This is a genomic window from Novacetimonas hansenii (assembly GCF_014843995.1).
In the GTDB taxonomy this organism is placed as follows: Bacteria; Pseudomonadota; Alphaproteobacteria; order Acetobacterales; family Acetobacteraceae; genus Novacetimonas; species Novacetimonas hansenii.
In genome coordinates, this window is sequence record NZ_CP062147.1 from 30,393 (window position 1) to 52,041 (window position 21,649).

A 21,649-nucleotide genomic window follows, 5' to 3' on the forward strand; every position below is an offset into this window, starting at 1 on the left:
CACATCCCCATAAGGGATTGCAGTGCCAGAGAAAAGTAGTTTTTATAATTTTATCATTTATTATCAATAAGTTATTTTTTCATCCTGTCGTGGAAGTGAAAAATCCCCAATATGCCCTGATGCGCCACGTTGCGGGACGCGATGGACAAGGATCATGCCGGAAATTAGGATTAATTCTTAGAGGCTGTTTCAAAAACCCCGCACCCGGCGCATAACGCTGCGCCAGCGCCCCGCATGGCGGGGACCTGACCCGCAGGGACACCGGATGGGGCCACAACAGCCCCCCGGCATATCCACGGGGCCATTCTGGGCGTCATTCAGGGCGTCATTCAGGAAACCGTTTCCGGTCAGGGCGTCCGTCCGGGCGGGGTTTTCTGAAACAGCCCCTTCAACCTGTCAGGTTCCGGGCCACATGCCCTGACCTGTTTCATTTTGGGCGCGCCATGCCGTATGGGCGTGTGTGCGAGATACAGATGCGACTGAGTGAACTTCCACGCGGGGTGGAGGCCATCATCGAACGGGTGGAAGACGCCCGCCATCCTGACCCGGTGGCCAGGCGGCTGCGCGAACTCGGCTTCGTCCCGGACGAGGCGGTGCGCATCGTGGCCACAGCCCCCATGGGCGGCGACCCGATCGCGGTACGCATCGGCTTTACCCGCTTCGCCCTGCGCCGCGAGGAAGCCGCGCGCGTCATCGTGCGGACCGACCTGTCCCGCCCCGACCCGCAGGCCCGGCCACATCCATGAACATGATCCCCCCGACCCGCGCCCTGCGCATCGCACTGGTGGGCAACCCGAACTGTGGCAAGACGGCCCTGTTCAACCTGCTGACCGGCAGTCGGCAGAAGGTTGCCAATTATGCCGGCGCCACGGTGGAACGCAAGGAAGGCCGCTTCACCACACCACAGGGGCACGCCATACAGGTGCTGGACCTGCCCGGTGCCTACAGCCTTGTCGCCACCAGCCCGGACGAGGCGGTAACACGCGACATCTGTGCCGGAACCTACCGCGGGGAGGCCCCACCCGACCTGCTGGTCTGTGTGGCGGATGCGACAAACCTGCGGCTGCACCTGCGTTTCGTCCTGGAAATGCGCCAGCTTGGCCGGCCCATGGTGCTGGCGCTCAACATGATCGACGCCGCGCGGCGCAAGGGAATGGACATCGACCTGCCCCGCCTTGCGGCCGAACTTGGCGCACCGGTGGTCGCAACCGTGGGCATCCGGCGCAATGGCGCGCGCGACCTGCTGGCGCAGCTTGACGCGCCGCCGCCGCCCGCGCCGACACCCCTGCCCCCGGATACGGACCTGCATGCCATCGTACGGCGTATCCTTGGGGAGTGTGTCACCCGCACCCATCCGGTGTCCGGCGCGATTGAGGACCGTCTGGACCGCTGGGTGCTGCACCCGGTGTGGGGACCGGTCATCCTGACGGTGCTGCTGTTCGTGATGTTTCAGGCGGTCTTTGCCTGGGCGCAACCGCTGATGGACGGGATCGACGCCGGCATGGGCTGGATCGGCGAACAGGTGGGCCACCTGATGCCCGATGGCGCACTGCGCAGCCTGCTGGTCAATGGCATCATCGCCGGCGCAGGCAGCGTCGTCACCTTCCTGCCGCAGATCCTGATCCTGTTCCTGTGGATACTGGTGCTGGAGGAATCGGGATACCTGCCGCGCGCGGCCTTCCTGCTGGACCCGGTCATGTCGCTGGCGGGGCTGAGCGGGCGGTCCTTCATTCCCTTGCTGTCAAGCTTCGCCTGCGCGGTGCCGGGCATCATGGCGACACGCACCATCCAGAACCCGCGCGACCGGTTGGTCACCATCCTGATCGCACCGCTGATGACATGTTCGGCACGGCTGCCGGTCTATACGCTGCTGATCGGGGCATTCGTGCCCCAGCGCGCAGTGTGGGGCGTCCTCAACATGCAGGGGCTGGTTCTGTTCGGGCTATATGCGGCGGGTATCCTCTCCGCCCTGCTTGTCGCGCGCATCGCGCGACGCGGCGGCCGCGGGCAGGAGGCGGCGTTGCTGATGGAACTTCCGGCCTATCGCCTGCCCAACCCGCGTGACCTGCTGCTGGGGCTGACCGAACGGGCGCGGATCTTCCTGCGACGCGTGGGCACGACCATCGTCTCGCTGACGGTGCTGCTATGGGCGCTTTCCAGCTTTCCCGCACCGCCGGCGGGCGCCACCGGCCCCGCCATCGACTGGAGCCTTGCTGGACGGATCGGGCATCTCATGCTGCCCATCTTTGCGCCGCTTGGTTTCAACTGGCAGATCTGCGTTGCCCTGATCCCCGGCCTTGCGGCACGGGAGGTCGCGGTCGGGGCCCTTGCGACCGTCTATGCCATCGGTGATGCAGGGGCCGATACGGACCAGGCCGCGATGCTGGGACACCTGCTGCCCGCGCACTGGAGTGTCGCGACCGCGCTGTCGCTGCTGGCATGGTATGTCTATGCCCCGCAATGCGTCGCGACCCTTGCGGTCATCCGGCGTGAAACTGCGTCGTGGCGTATCGTCGCCATCACGGCGGGGTATCTGTTTGCCCTTGCCTATGTGACGGCACTGCTGACCTACCGCCTTGCGCTGCTGTTCTGAGGGCGGGACGTGATCCAATCACTCCTTGTCACCGGTGTCGTCATGGCATGCGCGCTGTACTGGACGGGCCGCCTGTTTCCACGCGTGCGTCTGGCGGGATGGCGCATGACCGCGACCGCGCTGCGCCATCTGGGCGCGCCCCGGCACCTGCGTGATCTGGCGATGCAACGCGCAATCCCACGGACCGGCGGGGGATGTGGGGGATGCAGCGCCTGCGCCGAAACACGCCGCGCATGCCCACCGGACACAAAACAGACACCCAGACAGAAATAAGCCATTTGTGACAATCCCCCCCACGGGGGCCGCCATTCCCCGGATGCCGGTGCCTTGCAACGGTTGCGGGAGCAGACGCCGCACCAGCAACGCCCCGGCAATGTCACACGGCATTTAATACAAAATTTCACAGGCTACCTTTTCAGGTGGCCTCTAACCTTTCGTTAGGCTTTGCTGGATACGCTCGGACCGCAATCGGCCCTGACATGACGCATAGAAGACACGGCCCTGTACCCAATATCGTTGGGTGGCATAAGATTTATTTGTCTTTTTACAGGAAACATCCCTATGCACATCATGGTACGAATTGATAGAAACGGTTGAAATTTTATTATCTTATTTCATAAACATAGACTGTAAATGCATCTTTATTCCAGAAAAATTACTCAGTCGTTCCTCTTATTTATTTCAAAGATGAAACAGACAGGCACCCTGCATTACCGATAACAGCCCGCCCGACACCACGCGCCCCCCCCTTCGTGGCCATCAGGCATGACTTTCGGACCTGCAGGCCCTATGATCCTTTTTCCTTTCTCCCCCTGAGGTTGATGATGAGCAAGTCCCATCTAAGCGCTGAAGTCCTTTTATCGGCACTTGAGCAGGCCATTGATGCGACAGTAATTATTGATGACAAAAACAACGTCATCTTTTTCAACAAGGCCGCCGAGAACCTGTGGGGGATTCCGCGGCAGAACGTGATCGGCAAGAATGTCAGTGCGCTTGTCCCGCTGCAACATCGCGCGGACCATGACAGCTTCATCGACACCAACCGCCGCACAGGCATCAGCAAGATCGTCGGCACCTCGCGCGAGGTGGAGTTCGCCCGGACGGATGGGGAATATATCTGCGGGGAACTGTCGCTTTCCAAGGTCCTGACCGGCGAAGACCGCATTTACTACATGGGGGTGATGAAAAACGTCACCAACGAAAGCCAGCAGCGCAAGATCCTGATCCTGCAGAACGACGTGCTTCAGGCACTGGCCAGCGACATGCTGATCCAGGACGTGGCCGACCTGCTGTGCCGCCGTGTCGAAGGATTCGTGCCGGGGGCTGTGGCGGTCCTGATGCTGATCATGCCCGACGGGCAGTTGCGCGTACTGTCGTCCCCCACCCTGCCCAAACGGTACCGTGCCGCCCTTGAAACGGTACAGCTTTCCCCGTCCGCCATGGAAAAGCTGCGTGTGGACCCGTCACAGGCCAACCGTCTGGTGTGGGACAGCTATCGTTCGCTGGGGATTTCGCTTGGGCTGCAACAGTGCTTTTCCACCCCGGTCAAGACCCAGACGGGCGAGGTCTCTGGCATTTTCGCGCTGTATTCACGCGACGACGCACGCCGCAATTCATGGCCGCAGCGCATCGTGGATTCGTGCATCCCGTTCTGTGCCCTCGCCTTTGAACAGAATGCGACCAAGCAGCACATCTCCCACCTGTCGAACTTCGACTCCCTGACCGGCCTGCTCAACCGTTCCTCCGTGCACAAGGTGCTCGAAGGCATGATCGCCAAGCAGGAAGGCAACCACCATTTCGCGATTTTCATGCTCGACATCGACCGCTTCCGCGACATCAACGATGCGCTGGGCCATGTCTATGCCGATCAGTTCCTGGTCGAGATCGCGCATCGCATCCGCTCCATCGCAAAGGACGATTATATCGTCAGCCGCTCCGGCGGGGATGAATTCGTGGTGGCGGTGCCCAACTGCCGCAATGACGATGCGATCAAGTTCGCGGAAATGCTGATCTCCACAATCGCAAAGCCGATGCAGATCGGGCAGAACACGCTGACCATCTCGTGCAGTGTCGGCATCAGCACCTTCCCCGATAACGGTCCTGACAGCGAATCCCTGCTCAGCAATGCCGACGTGGCGATGCGGCAATCCAAGCTCGACGGACGCGGGACCTACCGCTTTGCCAATTCTGAAAAGAATCAGGTGGCGCAGGACCGGCTGGTGCTTGGTTCCGCGCTGCGGGACTCTCTGGCGCGCGGGGCGCTGAACCTGCATTATCAGCCGCAGGTGCGCACCCACACGCTGGAACTGTGCGGGGTGGAGGCCCTGTCGCGGTGGCATCATCCCCACCTTGGCAACATCTTCCCCTCGCGCTTTATCGCGGTGGCGGAAGAAACAGGACAGATCGAGGCCATCGGCCGGTGGTCGTTGCAGGAATCCTGTCGCCAGATGGTGCAGTGGGACAAGGATGGCATCCATGTGCCCACCGTTGCGGTGAACCTGTCGGCGGTGCATTTCCGCAATCGCGCCCTGCCGGAATATATTTCCAACCTGCTGGACCATTTCAACCTGACGCCTGACCGCCTGACGGTGGAAATCACCGAAAGCGTGATGATGGACAGCAGCAGCGACACCGAAGAGGTGCTGCAGGCCATCCGCACCCTTGGGGCAGGCCTGTCGATGGACGATTTCGGCACGGGCTATTCCTCGCTGTCGCGCCTGACGCGCCTGCCGCTGACGGAAATCAAGATCGACCGCAGCTTCATCAATGATTTCGAGCATGATACCAATGCGCAGGCCGTGACCATGGCAGTGATCGGCATCGGGTCGCGCCTGGGCATGACCGTCGTGACCGAAGGGGTGGAGACCGAGCAGCAGCGCCGCCTTCTGGAAGAGCTGAAATGCGACGTGATGCAGGGCTACCTGTTCGCCAAGCCCCTGGCGCCAAAGGATCTGGAACAGTGGGTGCGCCAGCGCCGCACCATCAAGGACCTGGCGGACCCGACAAAGAAACCAAAGACGGTATCGGAAAAAAACAAACCGAATTAAAAGTCTAAGGCAACATTCCAGCGTATCGCTTTGTTCCGAGGTTTTATATGTCCGCCAGACACGACGACCGACTCAGGGCCCTTACACACGAAGATGCAGATTTCTGGGCTGATGTCGTCGATAATGTCCTGATCGTCGCCGTTACCGACAGAAATGGCATCATAACCTATGTCAACCAGAAGTTCTGCGACGTCAGCCAGTACTCGGCTGCGGAACTTCTGGGGCAGACGCATCGAATCCTGAATTCCGGCACGCATACGCCCGCTTTTTTCCGCGACATGTACCGCACCATCTATTCGGGGCAGACATGGCACGGGAACATCTGCAACCGCACCAAGGATGGCAGCCATTACTGGGTGGCGACCACGATCATCCCGCATCATGGTTCGGATGGGAACATCATCGGTTTCGTTGCCGCGCGGTTCGAAATCACCGAACTGATGAACACCAAGGAACGGCTGAAGATACAGGCCGCAACAGATACGATGACCGGGCTGCTGAACCGTGGCGGGTTCAATGCCAGCCTGATCGCGACACTGGAGCAATGCAAGCAGTGCGATACGGACGAACGCGTGCTGGTGATGTTCGACCTGGATGGGTTCAAGCAGATCAACGACATCCACGGCCATCATGCGGGTGACACCGTGTTGCGCACGATCGGGCGCCGCATTGTCGAACTGGTCGGGTCAGAGGAAGCGACAAGCCGATTGGGTGGCGACGAATTCGCGATCATCCTGCACAAAAGCCTGCGTGAACATTCCCTCGAAACCCTTCTGACGCGGCTTCAGGCGCTGCTTGAGGAACCGATCGACCTGGAATCGGCCATCGTGCGCGTCTCTGGCAGTATCGGGGCGACGCCGCTGACGGCAACCGATACGCTGGAAGATGTGCAGAAAAATGCCGACGTGGCGCTTTATGCCGCCAAGCAGGCCGGGGGCAAGCAGGCGCGCATGTTCAGCGCCAGCCTGCACAAGACCGCGCTGGAGCGTGCCAAGATCCTGAAGGAAGCCCGCGCGGGTGTAAAACAGAACCAGTTCGAGGTTTATTACCAGCCCATCCTGAACTGCCACACCGGACAGATTGAACAGGCCGAGGCCCTGATGCGCTGGCACCATCCGCAACGCGGGTTACTGTCGGCCGGGGCATTTACCGATGTTTTTGCCGATTCCGGGCTGGCGCAGGAAATGGAAACCCATCTGGTGCAGTCATTTCACGATGACATCGCCATGTGGAAAAAGGCGGGCCTGCCGAACCTGCGTCTGGCGGTGAACCTGTCACACCTTGACCTGCTCAGCCTTGACCAGCAGGTCGACCTGCTGAGCGAGATCAAGCACCTGAAGATGGACCCCAACACCTTCATGCTGGAGGTGACGGAACATATGTTGCAGGGGCGACGCGCTGAAAAAAGCCAGATGCGCCTTAAATCCCTGGCCGAAGACGGGTTTGGTCTGGCGCTCGACAATTTTGGCCATGGCAGCGTGCGGCTGTCCACACTGAAGAACCTGCCGCTGAAGTCACTGAAAATCGACCGCAGCCTCGTGCGCTATATCGACACACGCGAACAGGACCGCGATATCCTTGCCTCCCTCATCAAGCTGGGCCACGGATTTGGCCTGTCCGTCACGGTCGAGGGGGTGGAAACGCGCAAGCAGTTCGATATCGCGGCAGAGCTTGGCGTGGATTACATTCAGGGCTTTTTCATCTCGCGCGCGGTTTCTGCCACTGACCTGGTAAAAATCACCCGTGAACATGCGTGGGAGCATGATCTGGGCTGATCCCCCCAGACAACTGACCGATAAAGTAAGCTGTTTTCTGGCTATCAGCTTTTGCACATATGCGACGCCATCTGTCGAAATTTGCAAAAGCAACTTTACCAAAAGCGTTTGGGGCAGGTTGTCGGGCTGTGCGTTACAATGGACATCATTCGTCACTCATGAAAACATATTTCTGTTTTCTGTCTCGAAATTCTATGATTTCCATAATTCCAGCAATATTGTTACGTAAAAATTCCCATCCGACAGCCCTGTTAGGCACTGTTTGAAACAGTCAGGCTCAATAATATCCTGAAATTATAAAGGTTTTTGGTGAAGCTTTTTCTAAAAAGCTTCAGAAGACGCCGCCTTTTTGAAAAAAGGCGGCACCCAAAAACTTTTCCTGTTTTTTATCAATGATTTGTTTTCAGGCAATCCATAAGGAATGGGAAATTTCAGACGCTACTGTAATCTTCGGAAAATCTCTACCAGGAAGCTTCATGATTTCAGTGCGGTATTATTACGAATTTTCAAACAACGTCTTATCGAAAAAAGCCTTCCACGCGGACGGGATGCCCCAGACCGTGCGAAAGGCTTTTTACGTGACCCAACATTCTGATGGGGTGGGACATAACGCCCCACCCCGAACGGCGGTTCAGATGTGAATGGCACGCTTGTCCACGTCCAGAGCGGCTTCCTTCACGGCTTCGCTCAGTGTGGGATGCGCATGGCAGGTGCGGGCGATATCTTCGGACGATGCCCCGAATTCGATCGCCATGGTGCATTCGGCAATCAGTTCGCCCGCCATCGGGCCAATGATATGCACACCAAGCACCGCATCCGTCTTGGCGTCAGCCAGAACCTTGACGAACCCATCGGTCATCCCGATCGCACGCGCACGACCATTGGCGGTGAAGGGGAATTTGCCAACCTTGTAGGCGACGCCTTCTTCCTTCAACACTTCCTCGGTCTTGCCCACGGTCGCGACTTCCGGCCATGTATAGACAACGGCGGGAATGGCGCCGTAATTGACGTGCCCGGCCTGACCGGCCAGAAGTTCCGCAATGGCGACACCTTCCTCTTCGGCCTTGTGCGCCAGCATCGGGCCTGCAATCACGTCACCAATGGCATAGATACCCGGTACGTTCGTCGCATAATGGGCATCGGTCACGATGCGGCCACGCTTGTCCAGCGCAATCCCCGCTTCTTCCAGGCCCATGTTCTTGCTGGCCGCAGAACGCCCGATCGCCACCAGCACGATGTCGGCGTCGATCGTCTCCGCCGTGCCACCTGCCGACGGTTCCACCGTCAGGGTCACGCCCTTTGGTCCCTTGACGGCCTTGGTCACCTTGTGACCCAGCTTCATTTCCAGCCCCTGCTTGGTCAGGATACGCTGGAACTGCTTGGCGATTTCATTATCCGTGCCCGGCACCAGACGGTCGAGATATTCAATCACCGTCACCTCGGCCCCCAGGCGATGCCATACACTGCCGAGTTCGAGGCCGATTACACCACCACCGATCACCACCATCTTCTTCGGCACGGCGGACAGTTCGAGTGCGCCGGTCGAAGTCACGATCTGCTTTTCATCGACATCGACACCCGGCAGTACTGCGCTGTCGCTGCCGCTGGCGATGATGATGTGCTTCGCCGTCACGGGCTTGCCATTGACGGTGATGCGACCGGTGCCCTCGACGCGGCCTTCACCCTTCAGCCAGGTGACCTTGTTCTTCTTGAACAGGAACTCGACACCCTTGACGTTGGCGTCCACCACCGACTGCTTGCGCGCCATCATGCGGTTGAGGTCAAGCTTCACACTGTCGATGATGATGCCCATGTCGGCATATTCATCCTTGGCAGCATGGAAATTCTCGGACTGCTGCAACAACGCCTTGGACGGGATACACCCGACATTGAGGCAGGTGCCCCCAAGGGTCGCGCGCTTTTCGACGCAGGCCACCTTGAAGCCAAGCTGTGCCGCGCGGATGGCGCAGACATAACCGCCGGGACCAGCACCGATCACGATGACATCGTAATCCGTCTCTGCCGGCGGGGCCGCAACGGGGGCCGCCGGGGTAGAGGCAACAGGGGCGGAGGCAGCAGGGGCCGAAACAGGGGCAGCCGCGGGTGCAGCGGCCTTGGCGGGGGCGGCAGGCTTTGCCGCGGCAGCGGCGCCACCGGCCTCCAGCGTGGTCAGGATCGCACCGACCTCGACTTCATCACCTTCGGCCACCTTGTGCGCGCCAAGCACACCAGCCTGCGGGGCCGGGACTTCGACACTGACCTTGTCCGTTTCCAGCTCCACAATCGGGTCATCGGCAGAAACCGTCTCGCCCGGCTGCTTCAGCCATTTGCCGATCGTGGCGGTGGTGACGCTTTCACCCAGCGTCGGAACCTTGATTTCAATGGTCATTCTATTCTGTCCTGCTTGCGGTATCGTGGAGGATCAGGCGGGAAGGCCATGGATCGGCCCCCCGCCCGCCGCATCAGACCTGCAGCAGCAGACGACGCGGATCTTCCACGTTCTGCTTGACCCGGACGAGGAAGCTGACGGCTTCCTTACCATCGACGATGCGGTGGTCATAGGTCAGCGCGATATACATCATCGGACGGATCACGACCTGCCCGTCCACGGCCACGGGACGATCCTGGATGGAATGCATGCCCAGAATGGCCGACTGCGGCGCATTGATGATGGGGGTGGACATCAGGGAGCCATAGATGCCGCCATTGGTGATGGAGAACGTGCCACCCGACAGTTCATCAATCTTCAGCGTGCCTTCGCGTGCTTTCTTGCCAAAGCCTGCGATCGCATTTTCGATTTCGGCAAAGTTCTTCTGGTCGGCGTCACGGATCACCGGCACCACCAGCCCGTTGGGACCGCCCACCGCGATGCCAAGATTGACGAATTCACGATAGATCACGTCATCGCCGTCAATTTCGGCGTTGATCGCGGGGAATTCCTGCAATGCGGCAATGACTGCGCGGCTGAAGATCGACATGAAGCCCAGCTTTGCGCCGTTATGCCTCTTGGCGAACGCATCCTTGTATTCGGCGCGCATCGCCTTGACTGCCGACATGTCCACCTCGTTGAAAGTGGTCAGCAGGGCGGCCGTGTTCTGCGCATCCTTGAGGCGGCGCGCAATGGTGCGGCGCAGGCGCGTCATCTTCACGCGTTCCTCACGCGGGTCGTCCTGGCGCGGCGGACGCGGGGCGGCAGCCGGGGTTGCCGCGCGGGGCTGTGCAAGGAATGCCTGCACGTCACCCTTCGTGATACGTCCATCCTTGCCGGAACCGGTGCCGACCTGTGCTGCGGACACGCCCTGTTCGGTCATGGCTTTCTGCGCGGCGGGGAACGGCGCATGGGCTGCGCCCTGCGCGGCGACATCGGACGCAGGCGTCGCGGGACGCGCGACGGGACCGGTGCTCAGCGGCTGGGCCTGCACGCCGGCGGCAGGTGCCGGGGCGGGCTTCGCCACGGGGGCGGCGGGCTTGCCCGTGCCGGCCTCGACCGTGGACAGGACGGTGCCGACCTCGACCTCCGCCCCTTCGGCCACCAGCAGCGGACCCAGCACACCGGCCTGCGGCGCGGGGACTTCCACGCTGACCTTGTCGGTTTCCAGTTCGGCCACCGGGTCATCGGCGGACACGGTATCACCGGGCTGCTTCAGCCACTTTGCAACGGTTGCGGTAGTTACGCTTTCACCCAGCGTCGGCACCTTGATCTCGGCAGACATTCCTATTTTCCAATCCCTTTGCCGTCCCACCCCGTATCGCGGTTATCCGCGCGCGTGACGGGACAGCGTGACAGTTCCTGACCTCAGGCCTTGTTCATATGGCGGCACGACCACCATCCGGCCTGTTAACCCTGCCCGGCCGCCATGACGGACCGGACCCTGTTCAATGCCACATGCCGCAATGTCCATGGGCTGCGTCCATGGGCAGCCTCATGGGCGATATCCATGCAACGGCGCATGGCGAAATGACCGGGCGGCGACGGGCATGCATCCCGCCGCCTGCCCTGTTACGCAACGCCGAGCGCCTTGTTGACCAGCGCGGCCTGCTCCGCAAGATGCACCTTCGCAAGACCCGTTGCCGGGCTGGCGGCGGCGATACGGCCCACATACTCGGGACGCGGGCTCTTGTGCTTGATGCTGCCCAGGACGCCCTCGATCCGGCGATCCACAAAGTCCCAGCCACCCATGTTGGCAGGTTCTTCCTGGCACCAGATGACCTTCGCGCCGGGATAGCGTGACAGTTCGTCGCCCAGCAGCTTCGCCGGGAACGGATAGAACTGTTCCAGCCGCACGATCGCAACGGTATCGAGCTTGCGTTCCCGCCGTTCGGTCAACAGGTCGTAATAGACCTTGCCAGAACAGATCACGACACGCTCCACCTTCTTGGGATCGGTGATGGGATCTATTTCCCCGATCACCGGCAGGAAGGTCGTCTCCGGCCCGAAATCCTTCAGGTCAGAAACCGCCAGCTTGTTCCGCAACAGCGACTTTGGCGTCATGATGATCAGCGGCTTGCGGTAATCAAGGAACAACTGCCGACGCAGCGCGTGATAGTAGTTGGCGGGCGTGGTCAGGTTACACACACGCAGGTTATCTTCGGCGCAGAGCTGCAGATAACGTTCCAGACGGGCGGAGGAATGTTCCGGCCCCTGTCCCTCATACCCATGCGGCAGCAGCATCACGAGGCCGGACATACGCAGCCACTTCGTCTCGCCCGAGGCAATGAACTGGTCGATGATGACCTGTGCGCCGTTGGCGAAGTCACCAAACTGCGCTTCCCACAGGACCAGCGCATTCGGATCGGCCAGCGAATAGCCGTATTCGAAGCCCAGCACCCCGAATTCCGACAGCAGCGAGTTATAGATCTCGATATGCGCCTGCTGGGTGTTGATGTTGTTCAGCGGCACATAGGTGTTCTGGTTCACCTGGTCGATCAGGACGGCATGGCGCTGGCTGAAGGTGCCGCGCTGACAGTCCTCGCCCGACAGGCGGACATGATGCTTGTCCTGAAGCAGCGCGCCAAAGCCCAGCGCCTCGCCCGTGGCCCAGTCGATTCCCTCGCCCGTCTCGAACATCTTCGCCTTGGCCTTAAGCTGGCGGATGATCTTGGGATTGGCGGTGAAATCGTCAGGCACCTTGGACAGGGCCGCGCCAATTTCGCGCAACCGGTCAATGGCGATACCCGTCTTGGGCATGGTCACGACCGCATCGACCGGCGGCGGCTTCAGCCCCTGCCACGCGCCTTCCAGCCAGTCGGCCTTGTTCGGCTTATAGCCCTGCGCCGCCTGGTACGCCGCTTCGAGCTTTTCATGGAATGCATTCCATTCGCCCTCGACCTCCGCCTCGCTCAGCACGCCTTCGCGCACCAGGCGTTCGGAATACAGGGTGCGGATGGTCGGGCGCGCCGCAATGGCCTTGTACATGATCGGCTGCGTAAAGGACGGCTCGTCCGATTCATTATGGCCGTGACGGCGATACCCCACGATGTCGATAACAACGTCGGAGGCGAATTTCTGGCGGAATTCTGCGGCAAGGCGCGCGCAGTAGACAACGGCCTCGGGCTCGTCCCCGTTGACGTGGAAGATCGGGGCCTGCACCGCCTTGGCGATGTCCGTGCAGTAAAGCCCGGAAAACGCGTGGATCGAAACGGTGGTAAAGCCGATCTGGTTGTTGACCACAACATGCACGGTGCCGCCAGTGCGGTATCCGATCAACTGCGACATCGCCAGAGTTTCGTAAACGATCCCCTGCCCCGCGAATGCCGCATCGCCATGCAGCAGGATGCCCATATGGCGGCCACGCTGGTGCGGGTCGTCATCGTCCTGCGTCGCCCGCACCTTGCCGATCACCACGGGATCGACCGCTTCAAGGTGCGAGGGGTTGGGCTGGAGCGAGATATGGACCGGCGTGCCCGCGATCTCCACATCGGTGGAGGTGCCGAGATGGTATTTCACATCGCCCGACCCCTGCACGTCGTCCGGCTTGAACGATGCACCGGCGAATTCGCTGAAGATCGCGGTATAGGGCTTGCGCACGATGTTGACGAGCGTGTTGAGGCGCCCGCGATGCGGCATGCCGATCGCAACCGAACGCACGCCACCGCTTGCGGCCTGATCAATCAGGGCATGCAGCGCGGGGATGGTGACGTCCTCGCCCTCAAGCCCGAAGCGCTTGGTGCCGACATAGCGTTTCTGACAGAAAGATTCGAAACCTTCGGCCTGTGTCAGGTGTTCAAGGATGACCTTCTTTTCCTGCGCGCTGGCGCCCTGCCGCCAGTTGTCGCCCTCAAGGCGGGCCTGCACCCACATCCGCTGTTCGGGATCCTGGATATGCATGTATTCCATGCCGATCGGACCACAATAGACCGCGCGCAATGCATCGAGCACCTGATTGATGGTCGCGGTTTCCGACCCGATCAGGCTGGCGACGATGCGGCCAAGATAGATCGGACGGTCACGGTCATTAGGGCCAAAGCCATAGGTCGCGGGATCAAGGTCGGCATGGGGCTTGGGCACCTGCAGCCCCAGCGGGTCCAGCCGCGCCTCGAGATGGCCGCGCACACGATACGCCCGGATCAGTTGCGTCGCACGCAGACTGTCATCCGCCGCCGCATGCAGGCTTTCGGCGGAAACCGTGCCACCCGCCGGGGCGGCCACGCTTTCCTCGCCGGTGATCATGGGTGCGCGTGGCGCCCACGACGCGCCTTCGGCATCGTGCTCGATTTCCGTGCTCTGTTCATCCATTTCGGCGAACAGGGACGCGAAAGAGGGATCGACACTTTTGGGGTCCACCGCCCAGCGTGCATACAACTCGGCCAGATAGGCCGTATTGGCGCCGCTGAATGCGGTCGAAAGAATATCTACGCCCGCCATCTTGAAGACATCTCCTCACTGACGACCTTGTCGGCCGCGTTATTTGTCCGGTCCCGCATCCATGGCGCCATGTGATGGCCCCTGCCCGCAGGCCGGCTTATGGCCCTTACCCTAACGGCACCCGGCCATGGGTACCGCCATCATTCATCAAGGTCAGGATTGCTGTGGACGCATGCTGACATTTTCGTATGCACCCCCCGCAAACGGGGAAAACGCGATGAAAATACCGCCCTGCGTGGCACAATTCCGACCCTGGGAACTTCCTCGACTACCCAAGCAAAGACCGGCCCCTTTGCCTACCGCCGCACCAGTCACAGCCACGCCATGGGCGTCACGATGGCGTGACCCTGCGCACAGGGGGCGCGGCGTTGTCACAACAGCTATGCCGACAGGTGGGGCAACTGGGCGTAGGATGCGCTTTGCATCTCCTCAAGACGCGATGCAGTGCGTTCGAACGCCGTCGCCCCCTGCCCGCGTTCATACAGGGAATCGGGCTGGTCCCCGGCGGAGGCGAACAGCTTGACGTTCTGTTCGTACAACGCGTCGATCAGGACGATGAAGCGTCGGGCCTCGTCAAAATTATCCGGTCCCATACGCGGCACATCGTCGATGACGAGGCTGGCAAAGCGCGTCGCAAGCGCAAGGTAATCCCCCGCCCCGAGGAACCGCCCGCACAGTTCGGAAAATGTAAAGCGCGCGACCGGCCCCGCCGCGCGTTCGACCCGCAGGGTGCGGCCCATGATGTCAAGGTCAACCGCCTGTACCGGCGCGCCAGCGGCCAGGTGGGTGAAGATGGTGTCGAGTTCCGCCTTCGCCGCCGCATCGGCGGGCACGATCCATGTACGCATGCCGCGCACGCAGCCCCGACGGTAATCACGCGGGGAATCGAGGATGACGGTATCAACCTCACGCATGATGATGTCGATGAAGGGTTTGAACGCATCCGCGCCGGGGCGGTCCTGAAACAGGTCCTCGGGCTTGGTGTTCGACGTCGCGACCACCACCACCCCGTCAGCGAACAGGAAATCGAACAGACGGCCAAGGATCATCGCATCGGCAATGTCGTTGACCTGGAATTCGTCAAAGCACAGCAACCACGCTTCCTGCGCGATCTGTCGGGCCAGCGGCGGGATCGGGTCGGACAGGGCGGGGTCCGCCACCTTCATGTCATGGATGCGCTGGTGCACGTCCTGCATGAAACGGTGGAAATGCACCCTGCGCTTATGCTCCACCGGGGCGAGGTCAAAGAACAGGTCCATCAGCATCGTCTTGCCGCGCCCGACCTGCCCGACCATGTAAACGCCACGCGGGCGGGAGGGAGCGGCCTGTGCGCCACGTCCACCAAGCCCGAGGCGCGCGCGCAGCCCCCCGAACAGGCCATGCCGCGCGGTGGCCTGACGCTGCATGACCATCGGGTGGTAATCACGCAGTTCGCGCCAGAGCCGGTCAAGGCGACGGGCCGCCTTTTCCTGCTCCGGGTCGCGGTCAAGCTTCCCCGAAGCCACGCGGGCCTCATAGGTCGCAAAGGGGCCGGCACCGTCTTGCGGAACCGGCTGTGGGGGGGCGGAGGCGGTGCGAATTTCGGTGTCCATACCCAACGCCGATAATCCCTCCCCGCCGCATGGGCAAGGGCACGAAACCGCCATATATGGCCGTTAGGGGCGTTCTCTCCATCTGGTGAACACAAAGGCGGGGAAATGGAGCATTTGTGATGGACCCATCCCGGCCGCGCAACGTTCATCAGACACCATGCATCACCTCCGCCCCACCCCCAGCGGCATGCGCCTGACGATGGCCTTGCGACGTACGGCATGGCCCCTTAATCTTGGGCGCGTTCCCCTTGTCGTGGCCCCACAGGATCGCATGACCATACCCATCATCCCCGATTATGCCGCGCTGGAAAACGCCGTCGTCGCCACCGACCCGTTTCCCCACGCCATCGTGCCCCATTTCATCGGGACGCAGGATCTGCGCGCGGCGGTCGCGTCCCTGCCGGTCTTTGGCGCGGGGGGATCCTACCCGCCAAGCGCGCTGAAACTTTCACCGCTGATCCGCGACCTTGTGGCGGAACTGCAGGGGCCACGGCTGCGTGACATCATCGCGGCGAAGTTCGGGCTGGACCTGCACGACGCACCGACGATGCTGACCCTGCGCGGACGCACGCGGGCGCAGGACGGGCGCATTCACCGCGACTCGGCATGCAAGCGGGTGACGGTGCTGCTTTATCTTAATGTGGACGATACCGCATGGACCCGGCACGAAGGTTGCCTGCGCCTGTTGCGCGGGGAACATGACATTGAGGACTATACCACCGAAGTCGCCCCGGTGAACGGAACGCTGCTGGTTTTCCCCAATGGCATGAACACATGGCATGGACATCGCCGGTATGTCGGCGTGCGCAACACCATACAGCTCAACTATATGACCAATGATTCGCGCGCACGGGGCGAGCTGCGTCGCCACCGGCTTTCGGCCCTGACCAAGCGTCTGCGGATCGCGGCATAACGGAGGCCATCTCAGCCATCATTTCGACATGACGCAGGGTATGATCACAGATGGTTAAGACATTACCCGCCATTTCCTTTTCACACACCATTGGACAAGGGCCCTCGCATTGAAGCGGTTTTTACGATTCCCCAAGTTTCTTGCCGTCGCGGGCGCGGCACTGACACTGGCGGCCGCTACCCTGCCCGCCGCCTCCGCGCTGGCGCAGCCGTGGCACGGGCGGGGCGGTCCACCGCCGCCGCATGGCGGGTGGCATGACAATCGCGGCAGACGTGGCGGCGGCGGCGTAGGCCTTGCGGTCGGCAGCGGCATCGCGGGCCTTGCGATCGGCACCATGCTGGGCAGTGCGATGTCAGACCGTGCCGTGGCCCCGCCCCCTGCCTATTACCCGCCGCAGCCGGTGCCCCCGCCGCCGCCGCCGTCCTATTATTCCCCTTATGGTTACGGGTACTGAAACCCGGTCATCAAGGACCGCGTTTGCACCCCGCCCGAACAGATCTGAAGGTATCCTGTCATGAATCTTCGCCGCATTCTTCCTGCTGCCGCCCTCCTCATGCTGCCGGGCATGGCCATGGCCGCCGTTCCCCCGACACAGGCTGCGTCCCCTGCGACAACTCCGGCTGCGACAGCGCCACTTGCGCATACGCCGCATGATCCCTCTCCCGAACAGCTTGAAGAACACATCACCGCCCTGCACACGCAGCTGCACATCACCAAGGGGCAGGAAAAGCTGTGGGCGCCGTTTGCGCAGGACATGCGCGACAATGCCAGCCGCCTGCATGATGCGATCGAAAAGCGTCGCGCCGATCTGCCCACCATGAACGCGACCGACAATATGCAGTCCTATGCCACGCTGGTCGCACAGCGCGCGCAGGACATGCAGACGCTGAATCAGGCCTTCGTGCCGCTATATGCCACATTCTCCAAGAAGCAGAAGAAGAATGCCGATGCCCTGTTCCGTCAGGGTGACGAGGAACACGCCGAACGTCAGGCCGATGCGGGTCAGGCCGCCGCATCCGACAGCACGGCCACAAAATAAGCCGATGACCTTCCTGCCGTGCCCGTCCGGGGCGGCAGGAACCATGGCCCGAGGCACATGACCCGGCGGGGGCGCGATCCATGCAGGACCGCGCCCTTTTTTTCATCCACGACCCTGAGATTCAGCACACAGGTTTCTGGTGGGCCTTGCCAGCAAACATCAAGGGGCACCGCCTTCCTGAAAAAAGGCCTCCCACCGTCGTCCCGCCTTCATCAGACGCCATCAAGCGGGTACCAGGCCCGCCCGTCACGGGCGAGCAGGTCATCCGCCCCCTTTGGCCCGGTCGCACCGGCGGGATATAGTTCCAGCCCGTCCGCGTTATCCGCCCATGCCTGCAACACCGGATCGACCGCACGCCATGCCGCCTCGATATTATCGGCACGCTGGAACAGTGTCGCATCCCCCGTCAGGCAGTCATACAGCAGTGTTTCGTACCCCACATTGGGCGTCTGCGCGAAAACGTCCTCATAACGGAACCGCACCTGAACCTCCGCAAGGTCCATCTTCGGACCCGGCTTCTTGGCCCCCATTTCCACCGTCAGCCCCTGCGCGGGCTGGATGTTGAGGATGATGCGGTTAGGTGGCAGGTCCTGCGTTTCGGTATCGCGGAACATCATCATCGGCGGCTTCTTGAACTGCACCACCACCTCCGTCCGGCGGCCACCCAGTGACTTTCCGGTGCGCAGGTAAAACGGCACCCCGGCCCAGCGCCAGTTATCGACATGCAGTTTCAGCGCGACATAGGTTTCGGTATGGCTGTCGGGGGCGACGCCCGGACTTTCACGATAGGCCGTGACGGCGGCGCCATCCACCGTGCCCGCGCCATACTGTCCGCGCACTGCGTCGGTGGGGGGGATGGGGCGCACCGCCTCGAACAACTGTTCCTTGCTGGTGCGCACGGTATCGGCGGAAAACGAATTCGGCGGCTCCATCGCCACCATGCCAAACAACTGGAACAGGTGGTTGGGGATCATGTCACGCAACGCGCCAGTGGGTTCGTAAAACGCACCACGCTGTTCCACGCCGATCGTCTCGGCTGCGGTAATCTGCACATGGTCGATGAACTCGTTACGCCACAGCGGTTCGAACAACAGGTTGCCAAAACGCATGGCCAGGATGTTCTGCACCGTTTCCTTTCCAAGGAAATGGTCGATGCGATAAACTTGGCTTTCATCCAGCACGGCAAGGATGCGGCGGTTAAGTTCACGCGCACTGGCAAGGTCCGCGCCAAACGGCTTTTCAACGACCACGCGCCGGAAACGCCCGTCCGCCTGCGTCACCAGTCCCGCCTGGCCCAGCATTTCCACCACGGGGGCAAAGAAACGCGACGACACGGCAAGGTAGAAGATCGCATTGCCCGGTATTTTTGCGCCCAGCGCACGGACCTGCGCGATGTCACCGAAATCGGCCTGTACATATTCCAGCCGTTCGCACACCCATCCCCACTGGGCCGAATCGATGCTGGGCGCATGGAATTCGGCATTGGGGTCATGGGTGAAGGACTGCATCATCTCCGTCAGGCCATCGCGCCACTGCGCGGTGGTGCTGGCGACCCGGTCAATGCCGATGATGCGAAAGCCGGGGTCCAGCAGGCCGCTGCCGGCAAGGTTGTACAGCGCGGGCATCAGCAGACGTTTCGTAAGGTCGCCATGCGCGCCGAAAATCACCAGCGTGCAGGCAGGCGCCGGGCGCGCACCCGCGGGCACACGCGACGTCGGTGGGACAGGGTTGGCATCAGGTAATGACATGATCCGTGACAGTCCTTTGGCTGTGCTTTTGCGCGCGAACACAAACGCCAGAGCGCCCATGCGCGCAAAAATCCGCCCCGGCCTGCGCACACGCCGCCGGGCATGCTGTATGCCATAGCACCATATATGGGCATGATGCTTTGCGCCTGCTCAAATGGTGTACAGCACGGCGGGCATATCCACGCGGCCGAAATCGTCAGCCCCTGCTGTCATGCCGCCATATATGCAAAGCAAAAGGGGCCTTGCGGGCAACAGATAAAAACATCGGGGAAAAATATCGTGTTGCTTGCACCACCCGCACACAGGCTCTACGTGTCGGAACGCTTATGCAGACTGTCTGCCAATCCGCGCCGGTATGTCCCTGATCCGGGCCCGGCGCATCACATCAGGGGATTATCCAATGGGTTACCGCGTTGCGGTGGTGGGTGCCACCGGTGCCGTCGGGCGTGAAATACTCAAGACACTGGCCGAACGCCAGTTCCCGGTGGATGACATCGTGGCGCTGGCCTCCGCCCGGTCGGCGGGACAGGAAGTGTCGTTCGGGGACAAGCGGGTGCTGAAGGTCCGCAACCTTGAACATTTCGATTTCACCGGCTGGGACGTCGCGCTGTTCTCGCCCGGTGGGTCCGTGTCCGCACTATATGCCCCACGCGCGGCAAAGGCCGGGTGCGTGGTGATCGACAATACCTCGCACTTTCGGATGGAACCCGACGTTCCGCTTGTGGTGCCGGAGGTCAATCCCAATGATGTGAAAAAGGCCAGGCGCAACATCATCGCCAACCCCAACTGCTCCACCATCCAGATGGTCGTGGCGCTCAAGCCCCTGCATGACCTGTTTACGATCCGGCGTGTGGTCGTGGCGACGTACCAGGCCGTCGCGGGCGCGGGCAAGAACGGGATGGACGAACTGTTCACCCAGACGCGCGGCAGCTTTGTGGGGGACCCGGCGGAAGCGCAGCAGTTCACCAAACAGATTGCCTTCAACTGCATCCCCCATATCGACCGTTTCATGGATGATGGCGCGACCAAGGAAGAGTGGAAGATGGCGGTGGAAACCCGCAAGATCCTTGATCCCGACATCTCCGTCTTTGCCACATGCGTGCGCGTGCCGGTCTTCATCGGCCATGCCGAAGCCGTCAGTGTGGAGTTCGAGGAACCGGTAGACCTCGAACGTGCCCGCGCCGCCCTGCGTGAAGCCCCCGGAGTCGTACTGCATGACAAGCGCGAGGATGGCGGTTACGTCACCCCCATCGAAGCCGTGGGCGAGGACGCGACCTATGTCTCGCGCCTGCGTATTGACCCGACCGTGCCCAACGGACTCGGCTTCTGGTGCGTGTCGGACAACCTGCGCAAGGGGGCGGCGCTGAACGCGGTTCAGATCGCGGAAACAATGATCGCACTTGACCTGCTGGGACCGGACCGACGCGGCTGAATACATGCGTTTTTGGCGCGGAGCAGCCATGCGTCCGCGCCAATGCTTGGATCAATACATTCGGGGCGTCTCTCAACCTCGTGTTCCGGGCCTGCGTTGACCACACCCATCGGGGGGCGTAGGACCGAATGATACAAGGCGACGGAACAAACCGAAGCCATAACAGGGAAATTGACGAGACGACCATGCAGGATGTCCGTGATGCGCTCTATGTAGGGCACCGAAGCGACGGAACTCTGACCAGGCGGCCAATGTCCCCGCACCTCCAGGTCTACCGCTTCCGTCTTTCCATGTTCCTTTCGATCGCGAACCGTGCGGCCGGCGTTGCCGCCACCGTCGGTTCCGCGCTTGGCATCTGCTGGATCAGCGCTGCCGCAAAGGGACCGAAATCATTTGCCAAGGTCCAGAAAGTGACCGGCCATCCGCTGGGCAAGATCGCCCTCGCAGGCTGGGCGCTGGCTCTGGTCTATCACTTTGTGGCGGGGATTCGCCACCTGATATGGGACAGCGGCGCCCGCTTCGACAAGAAGAAAATCAACGAGGACGGCCCCATCGCCGCAGGCGTGACCGTTGGCGTCACGCTGGCACTCGTGCTCAGCATCCTTGGCGTCGCAGCCTGTCGTTCCAAGAAGAGGGCCTCCTGAC

The 21,649-nt window shown here is 61.5% G+C and carries 15 protein-coding genes; 10 read left to right on the top strand and 5 right to left on the bottom strand.

Translation table 11 applies throughout. The annotated features are described in order from the left end of the window. Window positions 1-473 precede the first annotated feature (473 nt). The 5 genes from IFJ82_RS00135 to IFJ82_RS00155 all read left to right on the top strand — a co-directional run bounded on the left by IFJ82_RS00135 (window position 474) and on the right by IFJ82_RS00155 (window position 7,415). Window positions 474-746, top strand: a complete 273-nt coding sequence (locus IFJ82_RS00135; RefSeq protein ID WP_062809746.1) for a FeoA family protein — start codon at window positions 474-476, stop codon at window positions 744-746. A 2-nt stretch (window positions 747-748) separates the two neighbouring features. Then, window positions 749-2,593 (top strand): ferrous iron transporter B, encoded by a 1,845-nt coding sequence (gene feoB / locus IFJ82_RS00140; protein ID WP_225578814.1) that lies wholly within the window; start codon window positions 749-751, stop codon window positions 2,591-2,593. A gap of 9 nt (window positions 2,594-2,602) precedes the next feature. Next, on the top strand, window positions 2,603-2,866 hold the full coding sequence (locus IFJ82_RS00145) for a DUF6587 family protein (protein WP_192265187.1): 264 nt from the start codon (window positions 2,603-2,605) through the stop codon (window positions 2,864-2,866). Window positions 2,867-3,417: 551 nt separating this feature from the next. Then, the gene (locus tag IFJ82_RS00150) at window positions 3,418-5,640 is read left to right on the top strand and encodes an EAL domain-containing protein (protein WP_003617106.1); all 2,223 of its coding nucleotides are present in this window, start codon (window positions 3,418-3,420) and stop codon (window positions 5,638-5,640) included. 47 nt (window positions 5,641-5,687) lie between these two features. Further along, the gene (locus IFJ82_RS00155) at window positions 5,688-7,415 is read left to right on the top strand and encodes a putative bifunctional diguanylate cyclase/phosphodiesterase (RefSeq protein WP_048858875.1); all 1,728 of its coding nucleotides are present in this window, start codon (window positions 5,688-5,690) and stop codon (window positions 7,413-7,415) included. Between the two features lie 631 nt (window positions 7,416-8,046). On the opposite strand, the gene lpdA is transcribed toward IFJ82_RS00155, so the two are convergent. The 4 genes from lpdA to zapE form a co-directional block, all read right to left on the bottom strand. Further along, window positions 8,047-9,804: a dihydrolipoyl dehydrogenase gene (gene lpdA, locus IFJ82_RS00160; RefSeq protein WP_075632459.1), complete on the bottom strand. Its 1,758-nt coding sequence runs from the start codon at window positions 9,802-9,804 to the stop codon at window positions 8,047-8,049. Between the two features lie 73 nt (window positions 9,805-9,877). Beyond that, window positions 9,878-11,128 carry a 2-oxoglutarate dehydrogenase complex dihydrolipoyllysine-residue succinyltransferase gene (gene odhB, locus IFJ82_RS00165; RefSeq protein WP_192265189.1) on the bottom strand — a complete coding sequence of 417 codons (1,251 nt, stop codon included), beginning with the start codon at window positions 11,126-11,128 and terminating at the stop codon, window positions 9,878-9,880. Window positions 11,129-11,415: 287 nt separating this feature from the next. Beyond that, window positions 11,416-14,280: a 2-oxoglutarate dehydrogenase E1 component gene (locus IFJ82_RS00170; RefSeq protein WP_075595141.1), complete on the bottom strand. Its 2,865-nt coding sequence runs from the start codon at window positions 14,278-14,280 to the stop codon at window positions 11,416-11,418. A gap of 380 nt (window positions 14,281-14,660) precedes the next feature. Then, window positions 14,661-15,872, bottom strand: a complete 1,212-nt coding sequence (gene zapE, locus IFJ82_RS00175; protein ID WP_075624799.1) for a cell division protein ZapE — start codon at window positions 15,870-15,872, stop codon at window positions 14,661-14,663. Between the two features lie 271 nt (window positions 15,873-16,143). On the opposite strand from zapE, the gene IFJ82_RS00180 reads away from it, so the two are divergent. From IFJ82_RS00180 to IFJ82_RS00190, 3 genes are all read left to right on the top strand, one after another. Next, window positions 16,144-16,785 carry a 2OG-Fe(II) oxygenase gene (locus IFJ82_RS00180; RefSeq protein WP_040511285.1) on the top strand — a complete coding sequence of 214 codons (642 nt, stop codon included), beginning with the start codon at window positions 16,144-16,146 and terminating at the stop codon, window positions 16,783-16,785. Window positions 16,786-16,894: 109 nt separating this feature from the next. Further along, complete coding sequence (locus tag IFJ82_RS00185) at window positions 16,895-17,239, top strand: hypothetical protein (RefSeq protein ID WP_003617089.1); 345 nt, start codon at window positions 16,895-16,897, stop codon at window positions 17,237-17,239. 60 nt (window positions 17,240-17,299) lie between these two features. After that, the gene (locus IFJ82_RS00190; RefSeq protein ID WP_003617087.1) at window positions 17,300-17,824 is read left to right on the top strand and encodes a Spy/CpxP family protein refolding chaperone; all 525 of its coding nucleotides are present in this window, start codon (window positions 17,300-17,302) and stop codon (window positions 17,822-17,824) included. 212 nt (window positions 17,825-18,036) lie between these two features. On the opposite strand, the gene zwf is transcribed toward IFJ82_RS00190, so the two are convergent. After that, a complete protein-coding gene (zwf, locus tag IFJ82_RS00195) occupies window positions 18,037-19,572 on the bottom strand; it encodes a glucose-6-phosphate dehydrogenase (protein WP_141312647.1) in 1,536 nt (511 codons plus the stop codon). A gap of 400 nt (window positions 19,573-19,972) precedes the next feature. Here zwf and IFJ82_RS00200 point away from each other — a divergent pair, with 400 nt between their 5' ends. Next, window positions 19,973-21,004: an aspartate-semialdehyde dehydrogenase gene (locus IFJ82_RS00200; RefSeq protein ID WP_040511281.1), complete on the top strand. Its 1,032-nt coding sequence runs from the start codon at window positions 19,973-19,975 to the stop codon at window positions 21,002-21,004. Between the two features lie 251 nt (window positions 21,005-21,255). Continuing rightward, window positions 21,256-21,648, top strand: coding sequence for a succinate dehydrogenase, cytochrome b556 subunit (gene sdhC / locus IFJ82_RS00205; protein WP_225578717.1), 393 nt, complete (start codon window positions 21,256-21,258; stop codon window positions 21,646-21,648). Window position 21,649: the final 1 nt, after the last annotated feature.

Bases quoted from the DNA above. Each gene is read 5' to 3' on its own strand.
- IFJ82_RS00135 (WP_062809746.1), top strand. From the start codon at position 474: ATGCGACTGAGTGAACTTCCACGCGGGGTGGAGGCCATCATCGAACGG.
- feoB (WP_225578814.1), top strand. From the start codon at position 749: ATGATCCCCCCGACCCGCGCCCTGCGCATCGCACTGGTGGGCAACCCG.
- IFJ82_RS00150 (WP_003617106.1), top strand. From the start codon at position 3,418: ATGAGCAAGTCCCATCTAAGCGCTGAAGTCCTTTTATCGGCACTTGAG.
- IFJ82_RS00155 (WP_048858875.1), top strand. From the start codon at position 5,688: ATGTCCGCCAGACACGACGACCGACTCAGGGCCCTTACACACGAAGAT.
- lpdA (WP_075632459.1), bottom strand. From the start codon at position 9,804: ATGACCATTGAAATCAAGGTTCCGACGCTGGGTGAAAGCGTCACCACC.
- odhB (WP_192265189.1), bottom strand. From the start codon at position 11,128: ATGTCTGCCGAGATCAAGGTGCCGACGCTGGGTGAAAGCGTAACTACC.
- IFJ82_RS00170 (WP_075595141.1), bottom strand. From the start codon at position 14,280: ATGGCGGGCGTAGATATTCTTTCGACCGCATTCAGCGGCGCCAATACG.
- zapE (WP_075624799.1), bottom strand. From the start codon at position 15,872: ATGGACACCGAAATTCGCACCGCCTCCGCCCCCCCACAGCCGGTTCCG.
- IFJ82_RS00180 (WP_040511285.1), top strand. From the start codon at position 16,144: ATGACCATACCCATCATCCCCGATTATGCCGCGCTGGAAAACGCCGTC.
- IFJ82_RS00190 (WP_003617087.1), top strand. From the start codon at position 17,300: ATGAATCTTCGCCGCATTCTTCCTGCTGCCGCCCTCCTCATGCTGCCG.
- zwf (WP_141312647.1), bottom strand. From the start codon at position 19,572: ATGTCATTACCTGATGCCAACCCTGTCCCACCGACGTCGCGTGTGCCC.
- IFJ82_RS00200 (WP_040511281.1), top strand. From the start codon at position 19,973: ATGGGTTACCGCGTTGCGGTGGTGGGTGCCACCGGTGCCGTCGGGCGT.
- sdhC (WP_225578717.1), top strand. From the start codon at position 21,256: ATGTCCCCGCACCTCCAGGTCTACCGCTTCCGTCTTTCCATGTTCCTT.